Here is a 15,912-nt window from a genome sequence, read left to right on the forward strand (position 1 = left end):
GTGGCGGTTGGTGCGGTGGCGCGGCGGATGCCGCCGCGGCGGCCCCGGGTGGCAGTGGCGCGGCGCGCGGCAGCGGGAGCACCGTTGGCGGCGGCGCGGCGGCCCCTGGTGGCGGTAGCGCGGCAGACGGCACGCGGCAACGGCAGCACCGTTGGCGGCGGCGCGGCGGCCCCTGGTGGCGGTAGCGCGGCAGGCGGCACGCGGCAACGGCAGCACCGTTGGCGGCGCGGTGGGTGCCGCAGCAGCGTCGGTGCGACCGGGCGGTTCCCCCGCGGTCAGTCGTCGTTCTGCAGGTGTGCGCTGATCGGCACCACCAGCGGCGTCCCGGAAACCGGGTCGGGCAGGACCTTCGCCGAGAGGCCGAAGATCTCGTCCAGCAGCGGCTCCGTCAGCACGGCCGACGGCGGTCCCTGCGCGATGATCCGCCCGTCGCGCATCGCCACCAACGTGTCGGCGTAACGGGCGGCCAGGTTCAGATCGTGCAGGACCATCACCACCGTGGTGCCGCGGTCGCGGTGCAGGCGGTGCACCAGGTCCAGCACGTCGATCTGGTGGGCCAGGTCCAGGTACGTGATCGGCTCGTCCAGCAGCAGCAACCCGGTCTCCTGCGCGAGCGTCATCGAGATCCACGCGCGCTGCCGCTGGCCGCCGGACAGTTCGTCGACCACGCGGTCCGCCAGCACGTCCATCCCGGTCAAGCGCAACGCCGTGGAGATCGCCTCGTCGTCCGACGTCGACCACTGGCGGTACCAGCGCTGGTGCGGGTGCCGCCCGCGCGCCACCAGGTCGCCGACCGTCAGGCCCTCGGGCGCGACCGGCGACTGCGGCAGCAGCCCGACCACCTTGGCGACCTCGCGCGTCGGCAGCTTGTCGATCCGCTCACCGTCCAGCAGGACCGCGCCCTCCCGCGGCGCCAGCAACCGCGCCAGCGCCCGCAACAGGGTCGACTTGCCGCACCCGTTCGGGCCGATGATCGCGGTGATCGTGCCGTCCAGGACGTCCAGGTCCAGGCCGTCGACCACCAGCCGCTCGCCGTAGCCCAGCTTCAGCCCCTCGGCCCGCAGTCGTGACGTCATGCTCGTGCCTCCCGGCGGCTCCGGACGAACAGGAAGATCAGGTAGGGCGCGCCGAGGATCGCGGTCAGCACCCCGACCGGCAGGTCCGGCAGCAGCAACCGGGTCAGCAGGTCCGCCCCCACGGTCAGCAGCGCGCCCAGCACCATCGACCCGAACAGCGGCGGCTGCGCAGTCTTCGCCAGCCGCACCGCGATCTGCGGCGTCGCCAGCGCGACGAACGTGATCGGCCCGGCCGCGGCGGTCGCGATCGCGGCCAGGGCGGCCGCCAGCAACAGCAGCGCACCACGGGCGCCGTCGACCCGTATGCCCAGCCCTCGCGCGGTGTCGTCGCCGAACTGCAAGCCCCCGACGGTGCGCCCGCAGATCAGGGTGACCGGCACCAGCACGGCCAGCGCGATCGCGACCGGGCCGACCGAATCCCACCCGACGTCGGCGAGGTTGCCGACCAGCCACGTCGTCGCGCGCGCCGCGTCGTTCACGTCGCCGGCGGCCAGCAGCCAGTTCACGATGTTGTAGCTGATCGCCCACAACCCGATCCCGATCAGCACCATGCGGTAGCCGTCGATGCCGCGCCGCCACGACAACGCGTAGAGCAGCACGCCCGCCAGCAGCCCGCCGATCAGCCCGGCGACCGGCACGCCGAGCGCGCTCACCATGCCGCTGACCTGGCCGCGGTACCCGCCCGCGACGATCGCGGTCACCGCGCCGACCCCGGCGCCCCACGTGATGCCCAGGATGTCCGGGCTGGCCAGCGGGTTCCGCGCGACCGACTGGAACAACGCGCCGGACAGCCCGAGCGCGGCGCCGACCAGCACACCGGCGAGCGTGCGCGGCAGGCGCAGGTCGAAGATGATCCCGCGTTCCCGCCGGGTCCCGCCGCCGAGCAGGGTCTCCAGCACGTTCCAGATCCCGATGTGGGAACTGCCCATCCCGATGTTGATCGCGGCGACGAGCACCAGCAGCACCGCCGCGATGACGACGACCGCGACCAGCCGCGGCTTGACCGTCCACGCCACCGGCCCGGCGGCCAGCACCTTGCGAGTCATACCTTGCTCAGCCCCCGCCGCCGCACCAGCACGATGAACACGGGCGCCCCGATGATCGCGAGCAGGATGCCCACCTCGAAGTTGTCGCCGGTCAGCACCCGCCCGAGCACGTCGGCCGTCAGCAGCAGCACCGCGCCGAGCAGCCCGGCCACCGGCACCAGCCAGCGGTAGTCCGGGCCGGTGATCGCGCGGGCCAGGTGCGGCACGACGAGCCCGAGGAACGCGATCGGCCCGCACGCGGCGACCGCCGAACCGGTCAGCAGCGTGATCGCGGCGACGCCGAGCACCCGGGTGCGCAGCACGCGCTGGCCGAGCGCGGTCGCGACGTCCTCCCCCAGCGCCAGCGTGTTCAGGCCGGGCGTGTTCATCAGCGCGAGCAGCAGACCGGCCACCAGGAACGGCGCGATCTGACCGGTGATCGCGAAGTCTCGCCCGGCGATCGACCCGATCCGCCAGAAGCGATAGATCTCCATGCCGCGCTCGTCACCGAGGATGATCGCCGACACCAGCCCGTGCAGCAGCGCGCTCACCGCGGCGCCGGCGAGCGCGAGCGTCACCGGGGTCGCGCCCTTGCCGCCGACCGCGCCGAGCAGGAACACCGCGACGCTGGCCAGCAGCGCGCCGGCGAACCCGAACCAGATGAACCCGTAGAGGCCGTCGATCCCGAGCACCACGACCGCGAACACGACCGCCAGCGCCGCGCCGTGCGTGACGCCGAGCAGACCGGGATCGGCGAGCGGGTTGCGCGTGTGACCCTGCATGAGCGCGCCCGCGACGCCGATCGCGAGCCCGACGAGCAGGCCGAGCACGGTCCGCGGCAACCGCAGCGACCGGACGATGATGTCCGATTCGGACCCGGACGGCTGGGTGAGCGCCGTCCACGCCTCACCGAGCGGGATCGACTTCGTACCCAGCGCGACGCTCGCCGCGCAGATGAGGACCAGCAGGACGGCGAGCCCGCCGATACCGGCGAGACGACGCTGTCTCCGCGTCCGTGGCCGGGCTGTCGCCACCACCGTCACTGATGTCGCCTATCCAACTCGAGCTTCCAAACGGGACAAACCGCATCCTATGCTCCGCGTTAGGCAAGGCTAACCGAAAGAGAGATCACGATGACGAGACCGTGGCGAGCAGCACTGGCGCTGGCCGTGACCGCGAGCCTGACCCTCACCGCGTGCGGGGGCGGCGGCGACGAGGCCACGCAGGAGAGCGGGGCCGGCCAGGCCGGGTTCCCGCGCACCATCCAGCACGCGATGGGCTCGACCGTGCTCGAGACGCAGCCGAAGACGGTCGCCGCGCTCGACACCAGCTACGTGGACGCCGCGCTCGCGCTGGAAGCCCAGGTCGTGGCGTACACGAAGTACCGGAACTTCGACCAGTTGCCCGAGTACCTCGGCGAGGACCGCCGCTTCGGCGAGGGCGCCAAGGTGATCGGCCCGCTGGAGACCCCGGACGTCGAGCAGCTCTACGACATCAAGCCGGACGTGATCGTGTCGGCGAAGGTGCGGCACGAGAAGTACTACGAGCAGTTCACCGGGGTCGCCCCGACGGTCTTCTCCACGACCACCGGCGCGATCTGGAAGGACAACATCCGGCTGCTCGCGCAGGTCCTCGGCAAGGAGCCGCTGGCCGAGCAGAAGATCGGCGCGTACGAGCAGCGGGCGCAGCGGATCGGCCAGGAGATCGCCGCGAAGCTCGGCCGCGCGCCGACGGTGTCGATCGTGCGGTTCGTCGAGGGCGAGCCGACCGTGCGGCTCTACAGCAGCGCGTCCTACCCCGGCATCGTGATGGCCGACGCCAAGCTGTCCCGCCCCGCCGGGCAGCCGGACGCGACCGACAAGATCTCGGTGAACCTCAGCCAGGAGGACATCGCGAAGCTGGACGCGGACGTCATCTTCGTGTCGTCGTACCAGGACGAGACGAAGACGGCGGAGGACCCGAAGGCGAAGTTCCAGGCCAACCCGCTGTGGGCCACGCTGAAGGGCAAGATCGTCGACGTCTCCGACACCACGTGGTTCAGCGCCGTGAGCCTGCAGGGCGCCTCGGCGATGCTGACGGACCTGGCGAACCAGTTCGGCGTCACGCCGTGACCCGCGCGGGGCCGCGTCCGATGTGGTCGCGGCCCCGCGGCTCTACGGTGGACCCATGATTTTCATCACCGCGAAGTTCCGGATCCTGCCCCAGCACGCCGACGACTGGCCCGACATCGCGCGGGACTTCACGCTCGCCACCCGCGCCGAGCCGGGGTGCCTGTGGTTCGACTGGTCCCGCAGCGTCGAGGACCCCAACGAGTACGTGCTGGTGGAAGCCTTCCGCGACGGCGACGCGGGTGCCGCGCACGTCCAGTCCGACCACTTCAAGGAAGCGCAGCGGACGCTGCCGCCGCACCTGGCGGAGACCCCGCGGATCGTCAACTTCGAGGTGCCGCAGGAGGACTGGTCCGAGCTGGGCGAGATGGCCGTGCAGCGCTGACCGCTCCAGCTGGCGGCGCCTTGGTGCGTCTCCGAGGCGCAACCGGAGCCCACCGACCAGGACGACCCAGTTCTCCGCCGCGATCCGCGGCACGTCGCCCGGAACCGCAGTCCCGCCCGGGAACTCCGCCAGCGCGGACTCGAAGCGCTCGACACCGGCCGCACGACCCCTGCCGTGGGGGCCCGCGCAGGTCAGGCCGCGGCCAGCGAGTTCATCGTCGCAGGGGGTACCGACGAAATCGGGCGCTCGCGCGCTAGGCGCGCAGGCCGTCGGCGATGATCTTCGCCAGTGGGCGGCCCTGCGGGGCCTGGCGCTGGATCGCGAGGTAGCCCGCGAGCAGCGCGGTCAGGTCGCCGGGTTCGACGTCCGCCCGGACCGCGCCCGCGGCCTGGGCGCGGCGCAGCAGGTCGGCGAACGCGGCGCGGAACTCGGCGCGTTCGTCCGACGCGGCCTTGAACGGCAGCCCGGTGCTCGCTTCCAGCGCGTCGCACAGGGCCTTGTTCAGCAGCGCCTGCTCGGCCACCACGTCGAAGAACTCGAAGAACGCCGCGCCGGGGTCGGCCGCGTCGAGCCGTTCCCGCGCCTGCCCGGCCAGCCACGCGATCCGGTCCAGCACGACGGCCTCGAACAGCAGTTCCTTGCTGGGGAAGTGCCGGTACACCGTGCCGGCGCCGACCCCCGCCCGCCGGGCGATCTCGTCCAGCGGCACCGACGGGCCCTCGTCCGCGAACGCCTCGTGCGCCGCCGCCAGCACACGGGCGCGGTTGCGGCGCGCGTCGGCGCGCAGTCCGGTGCGGCTCGCGGGGGTCGTCATCGTGTCCGATTCTAGCCGCCTGCGGTCACGGTCGGTTCCGCGAACAGCCCGACCAGACCCGGCCACGCGCCCGGCACCAGCAACACCGCCAGCACCGTGAACACCGGCACGACCAGGAACTTCTCCACGCCCTTCCCGGTGCGGAACCGCAGGAACGACGGCGGCCGCAGCTCGTACCAGGTCTCCCCGGCGATCGGCACCGGGAACAGGAACGGGCACCCGGACTCGGTGAGCGCGTCGCCGAGGCAGTGCACGAAACAGCCGACCGCCACCGCGATCCCCAGCCAGCCGGTGAGCTGCGACAACTCCGCGGCGGCGCTGGCCGTCAGCGCCCACCACACGACCCCGCCGCCGGCGACCAGCAGCAGCCAGTCCCCCAGCGCGTCCGCGGCGAGGAGCAGCGCGAACAACACCACCCCGGCCACGACGTACCAGCCGCCGGCCCGGGTGCCGTACGTCGTCGCGGCGCCGAGGCCGATCGCGAACAGCAGCGTGTGCGACAGGTGCCGGTGGCTGCCCCGGCCCCGCTCGTCGCGCGGGCCCTTCGTGACCTTGTACAGCGCCGCCGAGGTGTGCCGGAGCAGCCAGCACACCAGGCCGGTGATCGGCCCGAGCAGCTTCGAGGCGCGGGCGTGGGGGTGGTCGAGGTCCGGCAGCAGCGCGAAGCCCGCGGTCGTCGCGGCGAAGGCCAGCGCCTGGTGCACGGAGCCGGCGCCGATGGCCGGGGCGAGCGCGAGACCGGCGCACCAGCCGGTGAGCGCGTGGGTGGAGCCCATCATGGAGAAGATCTTGGCAAGATGGACACCGACCGACGCGAAGGGACGCGCATGACCAGGACCACCGAGGCGCCCAGCGACGAGCTGCGGGCGTTCTGGGCCGAGCGGCACCTGTGCATGCTCACGACCCTGCGTCCGGACGGGAGGCCGCACGTCGTGCCGGTCGGGGTCACCGTGGACGAGGACTTCACCACGGCGCGGGTGATCTGCCGCGGCGGCAGCGTCAAGGCGCGCAACGTCCGGCTCGGGCAGCCCGCGCGTGTCGTGGTGAGCCAGGTGGACGGTCGCCGCTGGTCGAGTTTGGAGGGATCGGCGGTGGTCCGCGAGGATCCGGAGTCGGTGGCGGACGCGGAAAACCGTTATGCCGTGCGGTACCACCGGCAGCCGAAGCCGAACCCGGAGCGGGTCGTGATCGAGATCAGCCTCGACCGCAGGCTCGGCATGAGGTAAAGCACACCGTTGGCGGGTTGCGGACAAACGGGAAGATAAGGCAGTAATTCAGAGTGCGGACCGCGAAGACCCTCAAGATCGACAGTCCGTTCGCGGGCGGCACGACGTGGGACGTCGTCGACCGGACCGTGATCGGCGCGCTCGCGCCGTCGATGATCAGCACCCTGCGCCGGGGGTCCGAGGACTTCCTGTGGTTCGCCGAGCGCCGCATCGCCGGCCACCAGCTTGGCCGCCCCGGCCGCTGGGACCACCCGGTGGAGCGGGAGCTGCTCGGGTGGCGCTCGCGGCTGGCGTTCGAGCTGGACCCGCCGGTCGTGATCCCCGAGATCGACCTCAAGCTGTCGCACTGGGTCCGCAACACGCACGAGGAGTTCCTGCGGCGGCTGCCGGAGACCGGCGGGATGGTGCAGCTGGAGAGCGTCCGGGACGTGGACGCGTGGCTGCACACCCTCATCGACCACTACAAGGCCGTGAAGGCCGCCGGTGAGGAGCAGCTGGACCCGGACGCGCGCGCGACGCTGATGGCGTGGTTCCGGAACACGTTCTTCAAGATCCGCCGCGCGGCGGACCGCGTCGGGCTGAGCAGGGTGCGGGTCTGATCTGGGGCGGCTGGGCGCGTCGCCGTGTCAGGCGGCGGGTCCAGGGATCAAGGGAGTCCTCGCCGGACGGGCAGGCTCCGGGATGACAGAAAAGCCCCTCGGCCCAGCTCGGGTTTGGTTCAAAGCTGCTTGGCTCAGCCGATCGGCTGCCACCAGGGGTCGACCGGCTTCGGGGCGTCCACGTCGATCCGCTCGCCTGGGCGCGGCACCGCCAGCTCCACGTCGTGGGCCTTCGCTTCCCGCCAGACCCGCTCCGCCGGCTCGGCCCAGCCGTGCATCGCCAGGCGGAACGTGCCCCAGTGCACCGGGATCAGCAGCCCGCCGCGGACGTCGAGGTGCGCGGCGACCCCCTCCTCGGGCGTCATGTGGATGTCCGGCCACGCCGGGTGGTACGCGCCGATCTGCACGATCGCGGCGTCGAACGGCCCGTACTTCTCGCCGATCGTGCGGTAGCCGTCGAAGTAGCCGGAGTCCGCCGTGTAGAACACCTTCCGCCCGGAGCGCGCCACGATCCACGACGCCCACAGCGTGTTGTTCCGCGTGAAGGCCCGCCCGGAGAAGTGCTGGGCCGCCGACGCGGTCACGTCCACCCCGCCGACCGAGACCGTCTCGTCCCAGTCCAGCTCGATGATCCGCTCCGCGGGAATCCGCCACCGCCGCAGGTGCGCGCCCACTCCGAGCGGCACCACGAACGGCGCGCTCTGCGTCTTCGCGAGCCGCACCACCGTCGGCCGGTCCAGGTGGTCGTAGTGGTCGTGCGACACGATGATCACGTCCAGCTCCGGCAGCTCGGACAGCTGGTGCGGCGGCCGGTGCATGCGCTTCGGGCCGACGAACCGGGACGGCGACACCCGCTCGCCCCACACCGGGTCCACCAGAACCTTCCGGCCGTCGATCTCGATCAGCGACGACGCGTGGCCGTACCAGGTGATGTGCAGCCCCTCATCGGCCGGCGCGGCAGGCCGCACCAGCGGCACCGGGCCGGTCGGCTTGCGTTGCTGCTTGCCGAACACCATCTCGCCGACCAGGTCGCGTGCCCTGGCCGGCTGCACGAGCGGCGGCGCGAGGTTGCGGAACCGGCCGTCGTGGAACTGCGGGGAGCGCCGCATGCGCTCGGGGTCGGGCCGCCCGCCGAACGCGACCGGGATCTCCCACAGGGCCGCCACCGCCGTGCCGAGCAGCGCGGGCAGGGCCCACCGCAACGTCTTCGCCATGTCCGGACAACTACGGACGGTCCCCGGATGTTCCCAGCGGCGCGAGCGGCCCGGACGGGTCGGCGGGCGACAGGCAACTGCTCAGCGGCGCGGTCAGCGAGCACAGCGCGGGCCCCTGGACCAGGCGGTACGACGGCCCGACGCCTCCGCGCGCGATCACGTCCCGGTACGCCGCGACGCCGTCGGTCGGCCTGCGGTTCAGCGCCGGATCGCCGAGTGCGTCCACTTCGTACAGTCCGAAGCGCGGCCGGTAGCTGCCCCACTCGTAGTTGTCGGTGATGCTCCAGTGGTTGTAGCCGATGACGTCCATGCCGTCGGCCTTCGCGCGCTGCACCCAGAACAGCGTGTCCTGGATCGACGCGGCGCGGGTGTAGCCGTCCTCGCGCGGGTTCCCGTTGTCCGTGGGCAGGCCGTTCTCGACAATGTAGAGCGGCAGGTCGGGGTAGCGCTCGTGGTAGTAGCGCAGCGCGTAGTAGATGCCCTCCGGCTGCGGCTTCACCTTCCAGAACTGCTCGAACGCCGCGTAGATCGCCGTCAGGTTCGTCAGGCTGATGCCGTAGTAGTAGTCCAGCCCGACGAAGTCGACCTTGTCCTTGATCCGGTCCATCACGACCAGGTCGGTGAGCGGGTTGAAGCCGGCGTAGAAGGCCTGGTTGCTGGTCACCTGGGCGCCCGGATCGAGCCGGTGGATCTCGTCGTAGGCGCGGCGGTGCGCCTGCACCACGTTGGTCTGCCAGGCGGGCACCTGGAACGGGTTGACGGCGCCGATCCGCAGCTCCTGGGTGAGGAACGCGACCGGCTCGTTGAACGTCACCCACAGCACGTCGTCGTAGCGCTCCGCGATGCGCGTGGTGAAGGCGAGGAAGTCGTCGACGGTCTTGGCGCTGGTGAACCCGCCCTGGTCGGCCACCCACCCCGGATACACCCAGTGGCTCAGCGTGATCATCGGGGTCATGCCCGCGGCGCGGATGTGCCGGACCACGTCGTCGTAGTAGGCCAGCTCGGCCTCGTCCCACACGCCGGGCGCGGGCTGCACGCGAGCCCATTCGACGCTGAACCGGAAGGTGTTGACGCCGAGGTCCTGGGCCAGCCGGATGTCCTCGGCGTAGCGGTGCCGGAAGTCGGTGGCGTTGGCGTACGGGTCGACGCCGCCCTTGGCCACGTAGCGCGACCAGTTGCTGTCCGGGGCGCCGCCTTCGGACTGGAAGCCCGCGGTGGCGACTCCCCAGTAGAACCGGTTCTCGGCGGATGCCGGCGTCACGGGGACCATCGCAACACAGAACAGGACGACGAGCGCTATCCGGGCCAGACGCGACATGTGAAAGAAATTTACGTTTTCGGCGCGGGGCCGTCAACGATCAACCGGCCCTGGTCTCCTTGACCAGCCACTCGAGGTACTCCGCGCTGCCGCCCTCGATGGGCGTCGCGATGATCTCCGGCACCTCGTAGTTGTGCTGCTCCTTGATCAGCTCGACCAGCGGCGCCACCCGGTCCGCCGCAGTCTTGATCTCCACCCGCCACTCGGGATCGGCGTGCACCTCGCCGTCCCACCGGTAGACGCTCAGGATGGGTCCGACGATCTGGGCGCACGCGCCAAGCCGCGCCTCGACGGCCTGCGCCGCCAGCTCCCGGGCCGTGGCCTCGCTGTCGGTGGTGGACGACACGATCACGTGTTCGCGCATGTGCCCGATTAGAGCACTGCGCCGGGCTCAGACCCAGCCCGCCTGCTGGTCCTCACGCTGCTCGTCGGCGTCGGCGCTCGCCTTGTGGGTCAGCGCGGCGACGGCCTGCTCCATCTCCGTGCGCACCTGGTCGCCGTCGGTGCGCCGGGTGTGCACGGTCATCGCGATCTCGCACTGCGCCGGGCCGCGCTCGATCACCCGCAACTCACCGCAATCGTCGCCGTCGCTCTCCGTGCCCCACGCCAGTTGTCTGCTCGCCGCGTCCGCGCGCAACCAGCCTTCGGCCAGGTCCTGCGGCAGGAACCGGGGCAGGTTGGGTGCGTCGGAGATGAACGCGAACGCCTCGTCGGCGGGCAGGTCGGCGGTCGCGGTGTAGTTGAACGTCTCCATGAGATCGGAGATAGCCGTGTGGCGCAGGGCTAAACGGGGTACCTAGGCCCTTATGCGACTCGGCGTGCTGGACATCGGATCGAACTCCGCGCAGCTCCAGATCGTGGATGCCCACCCGGGCGCCCCGCCATTGCCCGCACTGGCTGTGAAAGAGCCCACACGCCTCGCCGAGCAGATCGACGAGAGCGGGGCGATCGCGGAGGAGGGCGTCTGCCGGGCGGTGGACGCGGTCGAGTCCGCCCTCGCCGCGGCCCGCCTGCACCGCGTCGAGCAGTTGTTCCTGTTCGCGACCTCGGCGATCCGGGACGCGGCGAACCGGGACGAGATCATCAACCGGATCGAGGAGCGCACCGGCGTGCGGCCGCAGTTCCTCACCGGCGAGGACGAGGCCCGGCTGACCTACGCCGCCGCGCACCGCTGGTACGGCTGGTCCGCCGGCCGCCTGCTGCTGCTCGACATCGGCGGCGGCTCGCTGGAGATCGCCCTCGGCCGCGACGCCGAACCGCAGCTCACGCTGTCCCTGCCGCTCGGCGCGGGCAGGCTGACGCGGATGTTCCTGCCGGACGACCCGCCGTCGGTCAAACAGGTCAAGGCGATGCGGCGGCACGTGCGGGACATGCTGCGCGAGGTCGCCGACCGGCTGAGGTGGGAGGGCGTGCCTGCCCGCGCCGTCGCCACGTCGAAGACGTTCAAGCAGCTCGCCCGGCTGGCCGGGGCGCCGCCGCAGCGGCGCGGCCCGTTCGTGCGGCGCACCCTCACCGTCGACGCGCTCAACGCGTGGATCCCCCGGCTGGCCGAGATGAAGACGTCCGAACGGGCTCGCCTGCGCGGGGTGTCCGCGCCGCGCGCGCGGCAGATCCTGGCCGGCGCGATCGTCGCCAAGGCGACCATGGACACCCTCGACATCCGCAAGGTCGACGTGTGCCCGTGGGCGTTGCGCGAGGGGATCATGCTGCACCACCTGCAGACCCTGCAGGTCTACGACGGCCTGCCGCTGCAGGCGATCAGCACCGCCGTGCCCGAGGTGTCGGGCCGGGGCGGCCCGGGTAAGTCACTGGTGGGACTGAGCCGAGGAGCGTGAGGAGTCTTCCATGTCGGAAACGGTCGGTGACCACCTGTTGAAGCGTCTGCGGGAGTGGGGCGTCGAGCAGGTCTTCGCCTACCCCGGCGACGGGATCAACGGGATCGTCGCCGCGTTCGGCAAGGCGGACAACGAACCTCGCTTCGTCCAAGCCCGTCACGAGGAGATGGCCGCGTTCGAGGCGGTGGGGTACGCCAAGTTCAGCGGGCACGTCGGGGTGTGCATGGCGACCTCGGGGCCGGGAGCCATCCACCTCCTCAACGGGTTGTACGACGCCAAACTCGACCACGTGCCGGTGGTCGCGATCGTCGGGCAGACCGCGCGCAGCGCGATGGGCGGGTCCTACCAGCAGGAAGTGGACCTGCAGCCGCTGTTCAAGGACGTGGCCAGCGAGTACCTGGTCGAGGTCAACGTCGCCGAGCAGCTGCCGAACGCGCTCGACCGCGCCATCCGCACGGCGCTCGCCAAGCGCGCGCCGACGGCCGTGATCATCCCGAACGACCTGCAGGAAGAGCCGTACTCGCCGCCGAAGCACGCGTTCAAGCACGTGCCGTCCAGCCCGCCCGGCTTCCCGCACCCGGTGGTCATCCCGCCCGAGGACGAGCTGGGGCGCGCGGCGGACATCCTCAACGAAGGCGAGAAGGTCGCGATCCTGATCGGGCAGGGCGCGCGCAACGCCGCCGCCGAGGTCCGCGAGATCGCCGAGCTGACCGGCGCCGGGGTCGCGAAGGCGTTGCTGGGCAAGGACGTCCTGCCCGACGACCTGCCGTACGTGACCGGCTCGATCGGGCTGCTCGGCACGCGGCCGAGCTACGAGATGATGCGGGACTGCGACACGCTGCTGATCGTCGGATCGAACTTCCCGTACAGCCAGTTCCTGCCCGAGTACGGCAAGGCCCGCGCGATCCAGATCGACATCGACGGCAGCATGATCGGCATGCGTTACCCGACCGAGGTGAACCTGGTCGGCGAGGCGAAGGGCACGCTGCGGGCGCTGCTGCCGATGGTGCGGCGCAGGGAGGACCGCGCCTGGCGGGACAAGATCGAGAAGAACGTCGCGTCCTGGTGGGAGACCGTCGAGCAGCAGGCGATGGTCGAGGCGGACCCGGTCAACCCGATGCGGGTCGTGCACGAGCTGTCGCAGCGGATCCCGGAGGACGCGATCGTCACCGCGGATTCGGGCTCGTCGACCAACTGGTACGCCCGCAACCTGCGGATGCGCGGCCGGATGCGCGGCACGCTGTCCGGCACGCTGGCGACGATGGGGCCGGGCGTGCCGTACGCGATCGGCGCGAAGTTCGCCTGCCCGGACCGGCCGGTGATCGCGCTGGAGGGCGACGGCGCGATGCAGATGAACGGCATGGCCGAGCTGCTCACGATCCAGCGCTATCACCACCTGTGGGCCGACCCGCGGCTGGTGGTGTGCGTGTTCCACAACAACGACCTGAACCAGGTCACGTGGGAGCTGCGGGCGATGGGCGGCGCGCCGAAGTTCGAGGAGTCGCAGTCGCTGCCGGAGTTCTCCTACGCCGAGTTCGCCCGGTCGCTCGGCTTCGAGGCGGTCGCGGTGGATTCGCCGGACCAGCTGGGCCCGGCGTGGGACCGGGTGCTGTCCGCGGACCGGCCCGCGCTGCTGGACGTGCGCTGCGACCCGGAGGTGCCGCCGATCCCGCCGCACGCGACGTTCGAGCAGATCAAGAGCACGACCGAAGCGATGCTCAAGGGCGACCGCGACGCGTGGCACATCCTGGTCGAGGGCCTCAAGACCAAGGCCCAGGAGCTGCTGCCGAACCGCTAGTCGGTGTCCTTGAGCCAGCTGCGGATCTCGTCGCTGTGCTCGCCGAGCTTCGGCGGCGGCTGGCGGTAGGCCGGCGGCGTCTTCGTCAGCCCGATCGGGTTGCGCACCACGTCCAGACCGCCCAGCGGCACGCGCGGCGCGAGCCCGAGCCGGTCGGCGAGCTGGAACGCCTCGGCGAGGTCGTTGACCGGCCCGCACGGCACCCCGAGGGGCGTGAGCAGCTCGAACCACTCGTCCGCCGGTCGCGTGCGCAGCCGGGCGCCGAGGAGCTCGGCCAGCTCGGCCACGTGCGCGACCCGCTGGGCGTTGGTGGTGAACCGCTCGTCGGTCGCCAGTTCCGGCACCCCGAGCGCTTCGGTGAGCGCCGCGAACTGGCGGTCGTTGCCGACGGCGATGACGATCGGCCGGTCGGCGGCCTGGAACACCTCGTACGGCGCGACCGACGGGTGCCGGTTGCCGAGAATGCCCGGCACGACATCGGCCATCACGTGGTTCGCGCTCTGGTTGACCATGCTCGACAGCAGCGAGCCGAGCAGGCTGACCTCGATCAGCTGCCCCTCGCCGGTCGCATCCCGGTGGCGCAGCGCGGACAGGATGCCGACGGCCGCGTGCAGCCCGGTCAGGACGTCCACCAGCGCGACGCCCACCTTGGTCGGCTCGCCCGGTGCGGGGCCGGTGACGCTCATCAGCCCGCCGACGGCCTGCAGCAGCAGGTCGTAGCCGGGCAGCGCCGCGCCCGCGCTGCTGCCGAAACCAGAGATCGAGCAGTACACCAGGCCCGGGTTGTCCGCCGCGAGGTCCTCGTAGCCCAGGCCGTAACGGGCCATCGTGCCCGGGCGGAAGTTCTCGACCACCACGTCGGCGCGGTCCGCCAGCGCCTTCGCCGCGGCCAGGTCGTCCGGGTCGGCGAGGTCGAGGGTGATCGAGCGCTTGTTGCGGTTGACCGACCGGAAGTAGACGGCCTCCCCGTCGGCGTGCGGCGGGCCCCACGCGCGGGTGTCGTCCCCGCCGCCGGGACGCTCGACTTTGATCACCTCGGCGCCGAGGTCGGCGAGCAGCATGGTCGCGTACGGCGCGGCGAGCACCCGGCTGAAGTCGGCGATGACGACGCCGGACAGCGCCCCGGTTCGATCGGTCACACCGTCCCTTCTACCTCATCACGGCCAGCTTCCGGACCACGTACCGCGCGTCGCGGCCGACGCCGCGCAGGCTCGCGGACACCAGCGTGCTCTGCCACTCCAGCCCGACGTACCCGAAGCCGGGCACCGACGTGGACACCCCGCGCCGGTGCTTCGGCATGCCGCGCTCGTCCAGCGCGCCGAGGCCGCCGAGGTAGGGCATGTCCGGCCGGTACCCGGTGGCGAGCAGGAGCGTGTCGACGGGTTCGCGGCGGCCGTCGGACCACACGACGTGGTTGCCGTCGAGCCGGGTGAACATCGGGCGGCGGTCCGGCCGCCCGGCGCGGATCAGCCCGCGGTAGTGGCCGGTGTCGATCACCGGCACGGTCGGCGGGTCGCCCTTGATGCGGCGCGGCAGGTACGCGACGCCGGTGACGGAGAACCAGAACTGCAGGTCCTTGCCCAGCGGTCGTTGCGGCGCGTACCGCACCGGCTTGCGGGTCGCGAGCGTCACCGACGACACCTCGGCCAGCTCCGCGGCGATCTGCACGCCCGAGTTGCCCGCGCCGACCACGACGATCCGCTGCCCGGCGAACGCGCTCGGCTCGCGGTAGTCCGCCGCGTGGATCACCTTGCCCGCGAAGGAATCCAGCCCGGGCAACGCCGGCGTGTGGGGCTTGCCGAACCACCCGCTGGCGGCCACGACGACCGGCGCCTCGAACTCCTCCCCGGCCCGCACGACGAAGTTCCCGTTGCGGCGCACGGATTCCACGCAGTGCCCGGTGCGGATGTCCACGTCCAGGCCGGCCGCGTAGTCGCGCAGGTAGGCGACCACCTCGTCGCGCACCGGGTAGTGCCGCGGATCGCCGGGAAAACGCTTGCCCGGCAAGGAACTGTAGCCCGCTGGCGAGAACAACGTCAGGCTGTCGTAATAGCGCGGCCAGGAGCCGACCGGCTCCGCACCCGCCTCCAGCACCACCGGCTTCAGCCCGGCCTCCCGCAGCGCGTTGGCCGCGGCGAGCCCGGACTGGCCGCCACCGATCACGATCGCGTCGGGCATCACGCCTCCCCAGGTCCGAAACCGCTACGGTAGTCGGCTCCCGGGGAGGCGCGAAGTTGTTACTTCCCTACGAGAACGCGCGCAGCCGCAGCGAGTTGCTCACCACGAACACCGAGCTCAGCGCCATCGCGGCCCCGGCGATCATCGGGTTGAGCAGGCCGAGCGCGGCCAGCGGGAGCGCCGCCACGTTGTAGGCGAACGCCCAGAACAGGTTGCTCTTGATGGTGCCGAGCGTGCGGCGCGCGAGCCGGATCGCGTCGACCGCCGCGCCCAGATCCCCACGCACCAGGGTCAGGTCGCTCGCCTCGATCGCGACGTCGGTGCCGGTGCCCATCG

General features: G+C 71.7%; 17 protein-coding genes and 1 pseudogene. 6 read left to right on the plus strand and 12 right to left on the minus strand.

Features of this window, described 5'->3' with window-relative positions; translation table 11 throughout:
* Positions 1-275: 275 nt before the first annotated feature.
* Genes L2C96_RS28680 through L2C96_RS28690 form a run of 3 tightly spaced genes read right to left on the minus strand, consistent with a single transcriptional unit; the run spans position 276 to position 3,144 of the window.
* Positions 276-1,076 (minus strand): ABC transporter ATP-binding protein, encoded by an 801-nt coding sequence (locus L2C96_RS28680; RefSeq protein WP_237338405.1) that lies wholly within the window; start codon positions 1,074-1,076, stop codon positions 276-278.
* Positions 1,073-2,122, minus strand: coding sequence for a FecCD family ABC transporter permease (locus L2C96_RS28685; RefSeq protein ID WP_237338406.1), 1,050 nt, complete (start codon positions 2,120-2,122; stop codon positions 1,073-1,075). The genes L2C96_RS28680 and L2C96_RS28685 overlap by 4 nt, the downstream gene beginning before the upstream one ends.
* Positions 2,119-3,144, minus strand: coding sequence for a FecCD family ABC transporter permease (locus L2C96_RS28690; protein ID WP_237338407.1), 1,026 nt, complete (start codon positions 3,142-3,144; stop codon positions 2,119-2,121). Before L2C96_RS28690 ends, L2C96_RS28685 begins: the two co-directional genes overlap by 4 nt.
* Positions 3,145-3,234: 90 nt before the next feature.
* Between L2C96_RS28690 and L2C96_RS28695 the strand changes: the two genes are divergently transcribed.
* Both L2C96_RS28695 and L2C96_RS28700 read left to right on the plus strand, forming a co-directional pair.
* Positions 3,235-4,212, plus strand: a complete 978-nt coding sequence (locus L2C96_RS28695; protein ID WP_237338408.1) for an ABC transporter substrate-binding protein — start codon at positions 3,235-3,237, stop codon at positions 4,210-4,212.
* Positions 4,213-4,267: 55 nt separating this feature from the next.
* Positions 4,268-4,594, plus strand: coding sequence for a putative quinol monooxygenase (locus L2C96_RS28700; protein ID WP_020416549.1), 327 nt, complete (start codon positions 4,268-4,270; stop codon positions 4,592-4,594).
* 253 nt (positions 4,595-4,847) lie between these two features.
* Here L2C96_RS28700 and L2C96_RS28705 read toward each other — a convergent pair whose 3' ends face one another.
* Entirely contained in the window at positions 4,848-5,408 is a 561-nt protein-coding gene (locus L2C96_RS28705; protein ID WP_237338409.1) for a TetR/AcrR family transcriptional regulator, read from the minus strand.
* A gap of 11 nt (positions 5,409-5,419) precedes the next feature.
* Complete coding sequence (locus tag L2C96_RS28710; RefSeq protein WP_027935637.1) at positions 5,420-6,187, minus strand: metal-dependent hydrolase; 768 nt, start codon at positions 6,185-6,187, stop codon at positions 5,420-5,422.
* 18 nt (positions 6,188-6,205) lie between these two features.
* Between L2C96_RS28710 and L2C96_RS28715 the strand changes: the two genes are divergently transcribed.
* Together L2C96_RS28715 and L2C96_RS28720 are read left to right on the plus strand one after the other, a co-directional pair.
* A complete protein-coding gene (locus L2C96_RS28715) occupies positions 6,206-6,634 on the plus strand; it encodes a TIGR03618 family F420-dependent PPOX class oxidoreductase (RefSeq protein ID WP_272883364.1) in 429 nt (142 codons plus the stop codon).
* A 53-nt stretch (positions 6,635-6,687) separates the two neighbouring features.
* Positions 6,688-7,233 carry a hypothetical protein gene (locus L2C96_RS28720; protein WP_020416545.1) on the plus strand — a complete coding sequence of 182 codons (546 nt, stop codon included), beginning with the start codon at positions 6,688-6,690 and terminating at the stop codon, positions 7,231-7,233.
* 134 nt (positions 7,234-7,367) lie between these two features.
* Here L2C96_RS28720 and L2C96_RS28725 read toward each other — a convergent pair whose 3' ends face one another.
* The 4 genes from L2C96_RS28725 to L2C96_RS28740 all read right to left on the minus strand — a co-directional run bounded on the left by L2C96_RS28725 (position 7,368) and on the right by L2C96_RS28740 (position 10,519).
* The gene (locus L2C96_RS28725; protein ID WP_237338411.1) at positions 7,368-8,447 is read right to left on the minus strand and encodes an MBL fold metallo-hydrolase; all 1,080 of its coding nucleotides are present in this window, start codon (positions 8,445-8,447) and stop codon (positions 7,368-7,370) included.
* A gap of 10 nt (positions 8,448-8,457) precedes the next feature.
* Positions 8,458-9,717, minus strand: a complete 1,260-nt coding sequence (locus L2C96_RS28730; protein WP_237338417.1) for a glycoside hydrolase family 1 protein — start codon at positions 9,715-9,717, stop codon at positions 8,458-8,460.
* Between the two features lie 88 nt (positions 9,718-9,805).
* The gene (cutA, locus tag L2C96_RS28735; protein WP_020416542.1) at positions 9,806-10,129 is read right to left on the minus strand and encodes a divalent-cation tolerance protein CutA; all 324 of its coding nucleotides are present in this window, start codon (positions 10,127-10,129) and stop codon (positions 9,806-9,808) included.
* A gap of 27 nt (positions 10,130-10,156) precedes the next feature.
* On the minus strand, positions 10,157-10,519 hold the full coding sequence (locus L2C96_RS28740; RefSeq protein WP_237338412.1) for a hypothetical protein: 363 nt from the start codon (positions 10,517-10,519) through the stop codon (positions 10,157-10,159).
* Positions 10,520-10,571: 52 nt separating this feature from the next.
* Here L2C96_RS28740 and L2C96_RS28745 point away from each other — a divergent pair, with 52 nt between their 5' ends.
* Together L2C96_RS28745 and L2C96_RS28750 are read left to right on the plus strand one after the other, a co-directional pair.
* On the plus strand, positions 10,572-11,600 hold the full coding sequence (locus L2C96_RS28745) for a Ppx/GppA phosphatase family protein (RefSeq protein ID WP_020416540.1): 1,029 nt from the start codon (positions 10,572-10,574) through the stop codon (positions 11,598-11,600).
* Positions 11,601-11,610: 10 nt separating this feature from the next.
* Entirely contained in the window at positions 11,611-13,398 is a 1,788-nt protein-coding gene (locus tag L2C96_RS28750; protein WP_237338413.1) for a thiamine pyrophosphate-requiring protein, read from the plus strand.
* Here L2C96_RS28750 and L2C96_RS28755 read toward each other — a convergent pair.
* From L2C96_RS28755 to L2C96_RS28765, 3 genes and pseudogenes are all read right to left on the minus strand, one after another.
* Positions 13,395-14,537, minus strand: a complete 1,143-nt coding sequence (locus L2C96_RS28755; protein WP_237338414.1) for a CaiB/BaiF CoA transferase family protein — start codon at positions 14,535-14,537, stop codon at positions 13,395-13,397. The two genes, L2C96_RS28750 and L2C96_RS28755, sit on opposite strands and share 4 nt — an antisense overlap.
* Positions 14,538-14,547: 10 nt before the next feature.
* A complete protein-coding gene (locus L2C96_RS28760; protein ID WP_237338415.1) occupies positions 14,548-15,576 on the minus strand; it encodes a flavin-containing monooxygenase in 1,029 nt (342 codons plus the stop codon).
* Between the two features lie 67 nt (positions 15,577-15,643).
* Positions 15,644-15,912, minus strand: a pseudogene (locus L2C96_RS28765) (heavy metal translocating P-type ATPase); the annotation flags it as partial.

Origin of the sequence: Amycolatopsis tucumanensis, from assembly GCF_021654135.1 — a bacterium.
In the GTDB taxonomy this organism is placed as follows: Bacteria; Actinomycetota; Actinomycetes; order Mycobacteriales; family Pseudonocardiaceae; genus Amycolatopsis_E; species Amycolatopsis_E tucumanensis.